Genomic DNA, 13311 nt, shown 5'->3' with positions numbered 1-13311 from the left:
AAGATTCTAGACAAAAAACCTAATCGTCAAACCTAGTGAATTAACACTTTTTTGCAGGGTTAAACTTTCTCTTGCCGAGATAATAAATCACTGGGAGGAACCATCATGGCTGGTACATTGGAAAAACGCGGTGAGGGTATTTGGAGACTTTCTGTTCGCTCTGGAATTGGCCCCGATGGAAAATACATTCGTTATAGAAAAACCATTAAAGCCACAACCGAGCGCGAGGCACGGAAGCAACTAGCCTTATTTGTTGCAGAAATAGAGAAGGGACAATATCATGAACCTTCAAAGATGAATCTTAACGAATACGTTGATTACTGGATAACAAATTACGGTGAAATTAATCTTGCACCTACTACACTATCATTGTACAAAGGTCTACTTAAACGTATATTAGCTGCAATGGGTCACCTTAAATTGGATCAGATAAAACCAGTTCATCTAATTGAATTTTATAAAAATTTATCTGAAGATGGTATCCGTGAAGATGGGCGTCCCGGCAAACTTTCACCTCGTCGAATTCTCCATCATCACAGTTGCTTATCTTCAATACTTCAAGATGCTGTAGAATGGCAGTTGTTATCGCAAAATCCTGCAAGTAATGTTACTCCACCAAAAGTTGAACACCAAGAAGCGGATTTTTTCACAGATCAGGAAGCTCAAAAACTGTTAGAGTCCCTTGATAATGAGCCGATGAAATACAAAGTATTGATCCTGCTTGCCATAACGACAGGACTCAGAAAAGGTGAGCTTCTTGGGTTAGAATGGTGTGATATTGATTTTACCAAAAACACACTATCTGTATGGCGAACTAGCCAATATACGAAGGATCTTGGTGTATTTGAGAAGGATACAAAGAATAATCACTCACGCAGAACAATATCAATTTCTTCATTATTGGTCCAACTATTACAAGCGTATAAAAAAATACAAGATCAAGAAATAGAAATGCTCGGTGAAAAATGGGAACATCATAATAGGCTCTTTACCCAATGGAATGGAGCACCTATGCACCCAGGAACACCAAACAACTGGTTTAAAAAATTCCTAAAGAGAAACGGGCTGCCAGAAAAATCCCTACACTCATTAAGACACACTAATGCAACAATATTGATCTCTGAAAACGTTGATTTAAAGACAGTGGTAAACCGGCTTGGGCATGGTGATCTAAGCATGATATCTAAAGTATATGCCCATGTTCTTCAAAAAAACGATCAAGCTGCAGCTGAGAAATTCGACAGATTGCTAATTCGCTGTTAGCATATTTATTTAATAAGTCCTTCTTAATAGCCTCTAGTTTAAGCCAACGTGGGTTCATATGTTATTTACTCTCTGCTAAATGTCATCTATACGAGGAATAAGTTTATCTATATCTTTCAATACAATCGCGTTTAATAGTCTATTTTCAAACAAGTTTTAGAACAAAAAAGGATTCTCAATAAAAACTTATAAAAAGGAAATAAAGAGGTGTTCGCGGAATAACTACCCTACTAACCTCCTAGCTCACACTCACAACTAGGAGGTTTTTTCTATCTTCTCAGTTAATCCCATATGCACGTCCACATCACCCTCTCGGTAGCTATAAGCACCATGCAAGGTCTTCTCGATCTTCCCCTCTGGAACCAGTATCTTCGCACCGTTATCAAAACATAGCTCCGTTTGGAAGTCATGTGTAATCACTTCCGTCAACACTCCCTCGCTCTTAAAGAGCATCCCCTGAGGAAGTAAACAAGGTTTCCAACATACACCATACTCTACCATTGGGATATACGTTTCCGGTATAACTTCATTACTTGGAGCAAATGGCTCTCCTAAGTGATATACGAAACTTGGTTACCTTGTCAGGAGCAGACATTTCAAAACCCCCATATGGCGTATTTTTCCACATCATTACATATAATTTTGCAGCCTGCAGATGATTTTGAAGGGCTAACAACATGCTGTTAGCCGAGTCGTAGCTAAATGTGGTGCATAATAAAAAGTAAAAAGCTACCGAAGGGACCGACAGATGAAGAAACATCCATAACTAAAGAAATTGCTGCCCAATTTCATCAGCAGCTCGGAAGTCAACTAAATTGTGACTAACCAAATCCTATGATTATCCCGCAGGATTTCTTTTTCTTTACAATAAATTATCCTAAAGTAGTTAAGACGCAGGTGACCTTCTACAGGTGATATGGTTTTCCAATATCAGGATGAGAGGTGTTTTGATATACAATAATAGGCGCATTCCATGTCTTATGCTTTAACATGTACTTCTGCAACCAAGATTTATCATGTCGCGCGTAAATCTGATAACCCAAAGAATCGATAAGGTCAGGGTAAAATGACTTTATATAGTTGTAGATATCATCCTTTGACCAAAGCTCTTCTTTGAAGTGCATCTTCTCAAAACCCAGAAATGAGTAGTTATCAATATCTGCATAATGTCTATAGATCCAATTCTTTAATGCACATTCTGGAAAATTCGGAAGTAAAGGTGCCGCGCGTTTCTTATATTCTTCGAAGGGTTCTTTATCAAAAGTGCCATCACCAATTGGTTTTAGACTCTTAATTAGATCTAAGTCCATAAATTTAAACTCCTTTGTCCGTCTTCCTTTCCAAAGCAATTTTGAAGGATCTTATCCATAGTTGCCCCATCAATGGATGGATCGGAAATCAGAAAGCATTTGATTCAATACTTCGCCTGTCTTCAAGCGAGATACGATATGTTCTTGATGTCTCTGATTATCTGCCTCTATCCATGAAAATTCTCTATCAAGACTGTTGAATTTGTCTATGAATACATTCTTATAATGTTCAACATATGCAAGGAAAGCATCCTTCTCAAAATCGTTTTCAAATAACAGAACGACTTCAAAGAAACGTCTTCGGGCGAACGATGCTTCCTGGTTATTATCGTCATATAGGAACTTGTTTAGTTTATAAGATGGGCTATCCTTCGTAAAATACTTTAGTGCATAATCGGGATTCACCCCATGCTCTCCAAAGAAGAGGAACCCCCATTCTGGAGTAGGAGTGCAATATCGCCCCCCATCAAGAAAAGCAACTAGAACACTATATAGCTGCGTTCCAAAATATTTGATACTGAGATTTCGATATGTAGTCGACGAATCCGTCAATGTGTACGCATAGAACTCAGATCTAGTTCTTGCCTCGCCATCATTATCACTTATTGTGATGGTGAACTCAGGATTATAGACATTGTGATATGTATCCTCATTACGCTTCCATTCACTCTTGTTTGCAAGACGTTTCATAACCTGTTCAAAGGGTGATCGGGTTAATAAGAACCGCTTCTTCCACAGATACTCTACGTTGTTAATGTCGGCACTCTTATTGATATCGGTATTTGTATCGCCTACCCGAGTATAGATGTAATTGGCACGAACCCTTCTACCTTGAAAGTCATAGTCTTCGGTTAGATAATACGGAGTGTCAGTGCTGTTCTTAATGACCAACACGTCAACCTCCTGACCAGCAATCATTAAGTTGCGCAACTCTACTTTGGGGCGGATACCTGACACAAACTTCTTATCCTTTAAAAAATCAATCATATGTTGCTGAGTCTTTCGATTTTCATCATTGCTAACCCCGACAACTTCGTAAGTCCTGTCTACAACTCCAAATATAATGTAGGCATCCCTATCTATACGATTGTTCGCCATACAAATAATGTCGTGTAAAAAATCAGCCGAATTGGTATGATAACTCACTTTGAAGTCCCAATAATCATCTTCACGTTTAGAATCGATTAGCATCAATACTTCGTCCCTGAGTTCCAAGCTCCTTAACCCACCTTTCATAAGTTAGTCATAGAAATTATCTATTTCTTTTTCGACCCCAACTGCATACGTCTGACTTCTATTTCGCGCTTACGCTCGGCTAGAATCTGCTCGACAGTCGCATCCTTCTGTACTAAAGAAAGACCTTTCTGTTGCTTACGTTGTCGGGTTCCATTGATATCGAATAACTTGTACTTAGTTTTCTGTTCTGGGTAGACGACATACGCAACTGGATCAGCGGTTGGCGTTAGTCCCATACGACTTAATCTACTCTGAGTAAATAAGTGGTCAGGTACTTCCTCGGGTAGATAATGCATTATTTCATTACTGGACATCCACATTTCCTCCTTTATATCAGCGTCTGCCCGTTTTCTTTACCCCAGGCACGAAATCATTCCGACACCATCTGACAAAGTTATTGGAGTGAAGAAGATACGTCTTAACTGTCTTTTCTTCAAGAATACCATCATGCTGCTTATCCAAAACTTCTTTCTCATATTGCTCATACAATAACTCTAACTGTTTGATAAAGTCCTGTGATGCCCTCATTGAATTTGGCCTCCTCGGCATGTGTTACAATCATTATACTGAACTGGAAGCATTTGCATAAGTAATTGGAGTGTTGTGATCTAGCTGTTGTGATGGAGTTTGTGACTTGAAGATTGTGATTAGAATAGAACCTTTAGGTTGCCTGACGACAGTAACATATCCAATGCTAAGTAAATAGCTACCGATTTTCGCGGCAGCTGCAGAATGGTTTTGCGTTATCTATTAAGTTCCTCGTTCATCTTATAAATCTTATCGGTCAAGTCTTCAAGACCTTCTCGTCCTGCTCGATTCAACTTATCGCTCAGAGTTTCCAAATAAATCCTCCCCAACACTATCTCCTTATCAACCACCTTGTTGAGGAACGTGACCATAAACTCTAAATCTGCATAGTAAGCGATTAACTTGAAGAAGGCTTCCTTCCACCAAATCTTCTCCAATAACTCATGAAATACCTCATCGCTAGACAGCAGACGCTCCTGAAACAGCTTAAGGCTCGTTATCATTGGCGTAAAGCCTTCCCTTATTAATGACTGAGCAGCTCGGGACGGGTACGAATATCCTGCTGCCTTATAAATGGAGCAGATCAAATTGATATGGTCGTCATAGGTGATGTGGTCAAAGATTGGTGCATTCCACTCCAACAACAAACCAATACCTGCATTTTGGTCATTGAAATATCCGCTTCTAATTATTTCAAGGATCTTACGGAAACAGACCCTGTGCAATTCGCCGTCAACAAACTCTCTCGAAGGAGCTAGGAACGCCTTAAGTTTTGCGCTGTCCGTAGAGGATTCATTACCTGTTAGGGCGAACGTAAGCTGTGATATTTGCCCCATAAGTTGCTCTGCATTAACATTCACCGCAAGGTCGAGTCTCCTGAACAGAGTTGATGCGAAGTAAAGTAACTCTAATGCTTCCTGTTCTGACGGATTTGCCCTTTGATCATGCGCTAAGACGTTCCTGACTCCCATAGCTCCTCCCGAAAAAAGTAACATTGCACCTAATTGGGCATCTGGAGCATCACTTAATTTCAGAACAGGACTATTTTTAGAAAATGCACTGTCCATTAAAGGTTTACCTGTAGTGGCAAGACAGCTTTTCCTTTGAACATCATTATCCAACGCTACATACGTATCGAGGACAGCCGAACGGAAGTGCCCATCTTGGTAAAGACTTTGGGCGACCTCCAACACTCTTGGATGAAGCCCCTCCAGCTTACTAGGTTGAGCAACAGGAGTCGGCGGCTCAATGACTAGTGTTGCAGGTGCTACAGGTGCTGTAGCAGAAGCGTGAGCCTCAATTTGGGATACACCTTTCGCCGTTACAGTGAGATGAGTAGGGATCTTTGCGTCACCAGTAACCAGACCTTCTTCGACCAACATCTTCATCATCATAATGCAAGGTTGTTCTTGATTTACCTCAGGGTAGAAGACAGGGTAGTCTTTGGTCTCAAGCAAAACTGCATGACCAAAATATGTTGAAAGTCCTTGAAGATTACTCAGTACTTTCCACTTACGATCTGAAATAGATGGGAATAGGTCAATAATTTGTTGAATCGAATACCCCTCAGGATAGCCATTTGGATCACAGATAAATAATGTTGCTACCGGCTCATGATTGATATTTCGCGATCTAATAAATGCAGAAACCTTCATCAAATGTGGATGTAGTTTCCGCTCAGCGGGTAAATCATCCAAACAATCCCGGGTGATTTGGAATTCACCGCAACTTGGACAACTAAGATTGTATACCTCAGACCCGTCTCTTTTTTGTACTGAATCATTGCCGCATAGTGGGCAATTAATCTTCGATGTCACATCAATCACTCCAAACATAAAATTCATAAGCAATGGCACTTGTAAATATTCACCAGTTGAGGACTTAACTCCTGCTCCAAAAGCACGAATCGACAAGAATCCCCTTTTGGGAAATAAAATGCGGCTACCCATCTAGGATAGCCGCTTCTGGTGTATAGAACTTTACTTCTCATACAGAGGGAGCCTTGCCGCGACATACTCCCAGATCGCAGGTAGTAACTTCTTCAACATTTCTACACATTCACTTGTAATCCACTGTGGCAGGGAGGGCACTGTTGCCCTCTTTACAAGCGACATCTAACTTCTTATCGTACTCTTTACCAATCTTGGTCAGTTACCCCAAACATGCAACCCGAACGTAGTCACGTTAATCGGGACAGGGTTTGTTACTTTACATCAAATACCCCTCATTAGACTTAAATGAATTCTTGTTTACTTTATATCGTCAGCAAGCCTCGCTAAGAGCAGGAGCTGCAGGTCGAGCTTGTCCGTTTCCAAACTGACGAATGGCGGCAATATCCCTGCGCCGATTAGCCGCTCAAGGTGATAGTCAACCATTGATAAAGGGTACGACGAATTGTTCAGGTACTCGAATACCTTGCCTAGATCGTAGAATACGTCTTTAAACCTGTGGGATCTCGAATGCAGAAGGTGTCCATGGGCCAAACCATCTTCACTAAACGTCATGCTCTGGAATGCTTCGTAAAGCTCATCGACCAACAGATGCAGGGAGTCCAAGTACTTCGCTACTTTTTCACGCCCTTGCTCGGGGAAGTCCTGCGGAGCGGTAAACAGCTCGATCAACGTCTGGATGTCATGATGATACCCTTCGCCGTCACCGATCCGAATACTGTTCTCCTTCAAGAGTAGTTGGAGCTGCTCGACAACATCGGAGCTACGCTCGATCTCCCGTTGCCGCTGCTCCTCGACAAAGATACCATTCTTTTTCTCAATTACACTAACCACGTTCGATAAGAGGGAGTATCGCTTAACGGTATATTCATGAATTTTGGCGAAGCTCATTGAGAAGGGGATCGGCTGAACCACATCAGGATTGTTGCTGTAGAGATAAACCGTATAATCTCCGCTACCACCTACATTACTAGACCAAGAAGCGAAGTACTTGTCCGTACTCTTCGTTCCGTCTGCACTCCTTAAATCTACTGGATGAGCCCCGAAGCATGCCCGGATCTGCGCGAAGTAGGCATCGTCTGGAACTGCCTCATTGAATACTGAATCGTCCTTCTTTAGCGGGTGTTCCATCTCGAAAACACGATGGAGCTGCTCGATGGCTTGGAAGACAAGATCGTATGTCATAATCAACTGTAGAACATTCAGCGACCGCACATCGTCGTGAGAGTGGTTCAAGTCGATGTAAGGCAACCCGTTCACACTGACCGATAGCCAGTCCTTCGCTGAGCAAATCAGGTTCCATAGGTTTTTACCGTTGTAGTTGCTATATGTGTTAATCAAGAACTCGTCATGATCGCTTACGGCTTGCTTGAACTTTTCAAGCAAGGAGCTATCGAGAATGTATAGGTTCTTGCTTTTCATGCTTTACCCCCGTTCGACAATGGATACATCAATTCTAGCTTAATTTCCCATTCTCAACCACCTTGTGACTGGGTGAGTGGGTGCTGAAAATCACACACCCCATGCGCCGACAAGTCCGCATAGGGCTTCGAATGCCTGTAAAATGGTACTTATCCATCTAATGACCGATTATAGTTTCATACATAGAGATTATCTTATCAATTATAACGTCATAGATTACTTTGTTATCTCTGCAGTTCTCATCCAATCCGATACGTTTACATACAGAGATAAACTTTTCTTCTCGACTCTCAGCAGAGGTTAAATGAGCATACACGATTCGCAAATCGTATAAAACAAACAGCGGAAGCAAGCGTTGATCTACCGTTTCTTCCGATAGTTGTAGGAATTGCATTAACCAACAACGAAGAAGCTTCATACCCCTTAACTCTGCTAGATCCTTTTTTTCAGACTCGTGTTTTGTATGATAATGGCTTTGATTTCCTTTACGTTCAGCGATTCTACAAGAACCTTATTGTTATCCTCATACGTATCACCAACCTCTTTGTCAGTGAACAGTATAGGCTTACTTATCCGTCTATTGATAATCTCCGCTTCCTCATCTAACATAAACAAATTCAAGCCATGTACCTGCGAAATCAGTTGAGATAATAATTTCGCAATGACTTAACCTGATTGATCTTTGAAGGTTCTACCCAAATGCACTCAAGTTGACCTTCATAAAATTCAGAACCAACATCATGGTCCAAAACTATCCATCTTTACATCAATAAAGTGCTAAACCATCTATATACACAGCCTTAGATTATATTATTCTAAAGACTCACTTCCGTAATGCTTCATGAGGAAACCATTAAAAGGCTCTCGAATTACCTATATTGCTATACTCAATACCTGAGATAAATACAGTATTCTCCAAGCAACCACCAAACTGATACCCATCGAAAAACGAAAAAGCAGACATCAAAATGCCTGCTGCTTTTGGGTAATTTATGCTGTTGTTAAGTCAGTTTTTGTATTGTTTGGCCCCAATTTGGCCCCAAGATCAAGTCATTCTTGGTTAATATCATTTAGATGAGTTTGGAGAACCCTTGATATTCCTGACTTTTTTGGCGGCCCCGAGAGGACTCGAACCTCCGACTCACAGTTTAGGAAACTGCAGCTCTATCCTGCTGAGCTACGGGGCCATCATTCACTTTCTAAATTATCATATTCAAATACAGAGTTCAAGTTCCCTTAATATGGATCCATCGTTTTACCTTTGTTCAGGAATACCTAGCAACTCTGTAACCGTGACAAACTGATATCCCTCATTTTTAAGTTCTGGAATCAATTCATCTAGTCCTTTAACGGTTCCCGATAAGTCCTGTCTCCAGTCTCCTGCACTATGTAAGAGGATAATGGCCCCGGGGTGCAAGGTTTTACGAATATTATTCTTTATTTGCTCTGCAGATAGTTGGTTCCAATCAAGTGAATCTACAGACCATCCAATGATCGAATAATTCAGATTCCCTAATACTTCTACCAAATCTTCACGAAGAAAGCCATAAGGCGCTCTAAACAACCTTGGGCGAAAACCATATACGGTTTGAAAAGCTCGGTCTGTTTCTTCCAATTCCCATATCATGCGTTCAGCGGGCTCTTTTGATAGGTTGGGATGCCAATAGGTATGGTTACCGACAACGTGTCCTTCTTCCTTGATTCTTCTTGCTATATCTTGATTTCCCATGACACGAGATCCCATGAGAAAAAACGTGCCTTTCACCTGATGCTTCTTAAGGACATCCAACACTTCCGGTGTATAGCGACGATCGGGTCCATCGTCAAACGTTAATGCTATCTTCTTCTCTTGAAGGGAACCATGTAACACGACAATAGAAGGATATTTCTCTTGCAATACGATATTGGATACGGCTGTTGTTCTGGCACTGCGAACTTGGCTTTCCGAGCCATCCTCTAAGTAGGCTGCTGACTCTTGATGATATTTCACGGGCTCTTTAACTTCTTCTGTAGCTGAGTAGCCACAAGCGGCAAAAAGAGGGGCAAACAACAAATATAACCATGCAAACTTAAGATGGTATGACTTCAACCCCATAAGTACCAAACCTCCAAACTTCCATACCTCAATAAGCTATTGATCATTCTACCCCTTAGTCCCTTTATTTATGAGAACCAACAATTCAGAATAGGAATATGATACAGGATAACTACCTAGAGAAAAGGGTGAATCTATGTGTCCCCAATCCAAAATCATTAAGAAGTGTGAACAAGTGCCTGTTGGTTTTCCTCCGCAAGAACAAGCCCGCCATCCAGGGATTGAATCCATTATGGTTCCAAGACCCATCTCCGAGAATCCTTATTATCGCCCCAACTATAAGCTCTGGGGGAAAGTAGCTGTCATAACTGGTGGGGATAGCGGCATTGGTCGCGCAGTGGCCATAGCTTTTGCAAAAGAAGGAGCAGATAGCGTCATTGTTTACTACAACGAACACGGTGATGCCAATGAGACGAAGCAACGCATTGAGCAGCTTGGCCGAAGATGCTTGCTTCTTTCTGGCGATATCCAAGAGGAGTCCTTTAACCAGCATGTTATAAACCAAACCCTTCAACACTTTGGTAAAATCGATATTCTTATTAATAATGCAGCCGTTCAATACGTACAGAAGAGCTTGCTCGATATTTCTGCAGAACAGCTCTTAAAAACATTTAAAACGAATATAATCTCCTATTTTTATCTAACCAAAGCCGCCCTTCCCCATCTTAAACCTGGGAGTACGATCATTAACACTACCTCCGTTACAGCTTATGAAGGTCATAAAGAGCTTCTGGACTATTCCTCAACCAAAGGCGCTGTCGTAACTTTTACCCGTTCTCTCTCGCAGTCATTAGTTTCCCAAGGTATTCGAGTAAACGGCATCGCTCCTGGCCCCATATGGACCCCGCTAATTCCTTCTAGTTTTTCTGCTGAAGATGTCCAAGAGTTTGGAAGAGACACACCTATGAAAAGGGCAGGTCAACCCTATGAATTAGCGCCGGCTTATGTTTACTTAGCCTCTGATGATTCGAGTTATGTAACAGGGCAAATCCTTCATATTAATGGGGGTACGATGGTAAGCTCCTAACAAGACTTGGCCTCCTTACATCCCCATGATAAGGAAGCCTTTTTTTATTCCCAATTACATCAGTATATCGTGTGACAAATTTATCCATAATGTTATAGTGAGTAACCACTCTTTTAAAAAAGGAGAGATACCATGGATCAAAATAATAAAGAGAGCTTTAAAGAAGCACAAGACAAGGTTGAGGATATGTCAGCCGATCTTGTCACCGTGGATACATTGCTCGCTGTTTTAGGAGTCGGGGCTGTGGTTATTGCTATCTGGTATGGAGTATGGTCTGTGTATACTTCCAGACTGTAAATTACGGTGATTAAAAAAGAAGGAGAAGAAAGATGCACATACATAAGTATGAAAAACTTTGGCTAATCTTGGGAACTGGCACCCTGATTGTTTTCTTAGCTACGGTGGGGGTTAGTGCGTATGTTCAGGGAAACCATCCTCCCAGCAGCTTAGAAACCATTCACCCGGATATGATTGATGTGACTCCTCCCTTCGATAACCCGGGAGTTGTACAAATTGGTGAAAATGAGTATGAGGTTAACATGGTTTCTTTGGCCTATGCTTATATTCCTTATGAAATCTCTGTACCTAAAGGCGCTACGGTTCACTTCAATGTGGTTACGAAGGACGTTTTGCACGGATTTGAGATTGCTGGAACGAGCGCTAATTTCATGGTTGTGCCAGGCCATATCAGCAAGCATACTGCCGTTTTTAATCAACCGGGAGAGTACTTAATTCTGTGTAACGAGTATTGTGGACTCGGACATCATGTCATGAATGCAAAATTGGAGGTGACCGAATAATGAATGACGCTGTTCGAGTTGACCCGCGTGATGCTCGTCTTTGTATGGCGAACCTCTATGTCGCCTTTATTGCTCTGGCATTGGGGGGAATTGCCGGATTATTACAGGTTCTGATTCGTTCCGGTAGCTTTATTTTGCCAACTTGGCTAAATTATTATCAAGTTTTAACACTCCATGGCGTGCTCTTAGCTTTAATTCTCACGACCTTCTTTATTATTGCTCTGTTCTTTGGCGCAATGAGTAGAACAATGGGGCCCTTTAGCAATGGAACTCGTCTCTGGGGATGGGTCGCTTTCTGGATGATGACAGCCGGAACTGCTATGGCTGGAACCTTAATGCTCTTGAATAAAGCCAGTGTACTCTATACTTTTTATGCTCCCCTACAAGCGCATACAGGCTTTTATATCGGACTAGCCCTTGTCATTGTCGGCAGTTGGATTGCTGGATATTGTATGTTTTATCATTATGCGAAGTGGAAAAAAGAAAATAAGGCTAAATTCGGTCCTTTGCTTGGTTTTATGGCCGTGATCACCATGCTCATGTGGCAAGTTGCTACTCTTGGTGTGGCTACAGCGGTTATTTTTTACTTTATTCCCTGGTCACTTGGTTTAGTTGAGCGGATTGACGTCTTAATTACCCGTACACTGTTTTGGTTTTTTGGACATCCTTTAGTTTACTTTTGGCTTCTTCCTGCCTACGCGGTATGGTATGTCATCGTCCCCAAAATCATCGGAGGGAAAGTATTCTCAGACTCTTTAGCTCGGTTATCCTTTATCTTATTTTTGCTTTTCTCCATCCCAGTTGGATTCCACCATCAGTTGATGGAGCCAGGTATTAGCCATAATTGGAAGTACCTTCAGGTCATTCTCACCTTTGCGGTTGTCGTCCCTTCTCTTATGACGGCCTTTACGATGTTCGCTACATTTGAAATGTACGGTCGCACCCAAGGAGCTACAGGAGTGTTCGGATGGTTTAAAAAATTACCTTGGAGAGACGCTCGCTTCTTGGCACCTTTCCTTGGCATGTTGATGTTCATTCCGGGAGGGGCTGGGGGAATTGTCAATGCGAGTCACCAGCTTAATCAAGCCATTCATAATACGATCTGGGTTCCAGGACATTTCCATCTAACCATTGCAACAACGGTTATTTTAACCTTTTTTGGGGTAACCTTCTGGTTGGTTCCTCATCTAACAGGCCGAGTGTTCACTCGCAATATGAATCAAATGGGTCTGATTATGACCGTGACTTGGGTTGTGGGGATGTTTTTCATGTCAGGCGCCATGCATTTAGCCGGTTTGTTGGGTGCACCCAGGAGATCATCCTTCTCTACTTATGGAGATGCCCCTCAAGCCTTTGAATGGATTCCTTATCAGATTGCTCAGGCGGTCGGAGGAGTTTTGCTGTTCATTGCGATCATACTGATGTTGATTATCTTCATTAACCTTGCCTTCCTGTCCCCGAAGGGCGAGACTGAGTTTCCTGTTGGTGAAGTGGCAGATAAGACGGAGCGAACACCTGTTGTATTTGAGAATTGGTATCTCTGGTTAGGCGTCCTAGCCTTTCTCATTTTTGTTGCTTATACCTACCCCGTCATGCATATGATTCATAATGCTCCGATTGGGGCCAAGGGATATATCTTGTGGTAAACAGGGAAGAAGAGTTGCCTTTTTGTAAGGCAACT

Annotated in this window: 15 protein-coding genes and 1 tRNA gene; 5 read left to right on the top strand and 11 right to left on the bottom strand. The window is 41.8% G+C overall.

Annotated elements, in window-relative coordinates:
* Nucleotides 1-105 precede the first annotated feature (105 nt).
* The gene (locus EIZ39_RS09030) at nt 106-1263 is read left to right on the top strand and encodes a site-specific integrase (RefSeq protein WP_129199633.1); all 1158 of its coding nucleotides are present in this window, start codon (nt 106-108) and stop codon (nt 1261-1263) included.
* A 255-nt stretch (nt 1264-1518) separates the two neighbouring features.
* Here EIZ39_RS09030 and EIZ39_RS26495 read toward each other — a convergent pair whose 3' ends face one another.
* From EIZ39_RS26495 to EIZ39_RS08980, 11 genes are all read right to left on the bottom strand, one after another.
* Nucleotides 1519-1683, bottom strand: a complete 165-nt coding sequence (locus EIZ39_RS26495) for a hypothetical protein (RefSeq protein WP_164984982.1) — start codon at nt 1681-1683, stop codon at nt 1519-1521.
* A gap of 485 nt (nt 1684-2168) precedes the next feature.
* Nucleotides 2169-2573: a hypothetical protein gene (locus EIZ39_RS09025; protein WP_129199632.1), complete on the bottom strand. Its 405-nt coding sequence runs from the start codon at nt 2571-2573 to the stop codon at nt 2169-2171.
* Between the two features lie 69 nt (nt 2574-2642).
* Nucleotides 2643-3788 (bottom strand): ATP-binding protein, encoded by a 1146-nt coding sequence (locus tag EIZ39_RS09020; RefSeq protein WP_164984981.1) that lies wholly within the window; start codon nt 3786-3788, stop codon nt 2643-2645.
* A gap of 41 nt (nt 3789-3829) precedes the next feature.
* On the bottom strand, nt 3830-4123 hold the full coding sequence (locus tag EIZ39_RS09015; RefSeq protein WP_129199630.1) for a hypothetical protein: 294 nt from the start codon (nt 4121-4123) through the stop codon (nt 3830-3832).
* 19 nt (nt 4124-4142) lie between these two features.
* Nucleotides 4143-4337 (bottom strand): hypothetical protein, encoded by a 195-nt coding sequence (locus tag EIZ39_RS09010; protein WP_129199629.1) that lies wholly within the window; start codon nt 4335-4337, stop codon nt 4143-4145.
* A gap of 215 nt (nt 4338-4552) precedes the next feature.
* Nucleotides 4553-6250 carry a TIGR02391 family protein gene (locus EIZ39_RS09005; RefSeq protein ID WP_164984980.1) on the bottom strand — a complete coding sequence of 566 codons (1698 nt, stop codon included), beginning with the start codon at nt 6248-6250 and terminating at the stop codon, nt 4553-4555.
* A 336-nt stretch (nt 6251-6586) separates the two neighbouring features.
* A complete protein-coding gene (locus tag EIZ39_RS09000) occupies nt 6587-7708 on the bottom strand; it encodes a hypothetical protein (protein ID WP_129199627.1) in 1122 nt (373 codons plus the stop codon).
* A 157-nt stretch (nt 7709-7865) separates the two neighbouring features.
* Complete coding sequence (locus tag EIZ39_RS08995; protein ID WP_164984979.1) at nt 7866-8126, bottom strand: hypothetical protein; 261 nt, start codon at nt 8124-8126, stop codon at nt 7866-7868.
* A gap of 14 nt (nt 8127-8140) precedes the next feature.
* Nucleotides 8141-8329: a hypothetical protein gene (locus EIZ39_RS08990; RefSeq protein WP_129199625.1), complete on the bottom strand. Its 189-nt coding sequence runs from the start codon at nt 8327-8329 to the stop codon at nt 8141-8143.
* 489 nt (nt 8330-8818) lie between these two features.
* Nucleotides 8819-8895 (bottom strand) — tRNA-Arg (locus EIZ39_RS08985).
* A 68-nt stretch (nt 8896-8963) separates the two neighbouring features.
* Nucleotides 8964-9803 carry a polysaccharide deacetylase family protein gene (locus tag EIZ39_RS08980; protein ID WP_129199624.1) on the bottom strand — a complete coding sequence of 280 codons (840 nt, stop codon included), beginning with the start codon at nt 9801-9803 and terminating at the stop codon, nt 8964-8966.
* Nucleotides 9804-9939: 136 nt separating this feature from the next.
* On the opposite strand from EIZ39_RS08980, the gene EIZ39_RS08975 reads away from it, so the two are divergent.
* The 4 genes from EIZ39_RS08975 to EIZ39_RS08965 all read left to right on the top strand — a co-directional run bounded on the left by EIZ39_RS08975 (nt 9940) and on the right by EIZ39_RS08965 (nt 13276).
* On the top strand, nt 9940-10830 hold the full coding sequence (locus EIZ39_RS08975) for an SDR family oxidoreductase (RefSeq protein ID WP_129199623.1): 891 nt from the start codon (nt 9940-9942) through the stop codon (nt 10828-10830).
* A gap of 132 nt (nt 10831-10962) precedes the next feature.
* Nucleotides 10963-11127 carry a hypothetical protein gene (locus EIZ39_RS26490; protein ID WP_164984978.1) on the top strand — a complete coding sequence of 55 codons (165 nt, stop codon included), beginning with the start codon at nt 10963-10965 and terminating at the stop codon, nt 11125-11127.
* A 32-nt stretch (nt 11128-11159) separates the two neighbouring features.
* Complete coding sequence (locus tag EIZ39_RS08970; RefSeq protein WP_129199622.1) at nt 11160-11630, top strand: cytochrome c oxidase subunit II; 471 nt, start codon at nt 11160-11162, stop codon at nt 11628-11630.
* Complete coding sequence (locus tag EIZ39_RS08965) at nt 11630-13276, top strand: b(o/a)3-type cytochrome-c oxidase subunit 1 (RefSeq protein ID WP_240675748.1); 1647 nt, start codon at nt 11630-11632, stop codon at nt 13274-13276. The genes EIZ39_RS08970 and EIZ39_RS08965 overlap by 1 nt, the downstream gene beginning before the upstream one ends.
* Nucleotides 13277-13311 lie beyond the last annotated feature (35 nt).

The organism is Ammoniphilus sp. CFH 90114, from assembly GCF_004123195.1.
In the GTDB taxonomy this organism is placed as follows: domain Bacteria; phylum Bacillota; class Bacilli; order Aneurinibacillales; family RAOX-1; genus YIM-78166.
The sequence above is the reverse complement of the archived record's forward strand: the minus strand, read 5'-3'. Positions and strand labels throughout refer to the sequence as shown.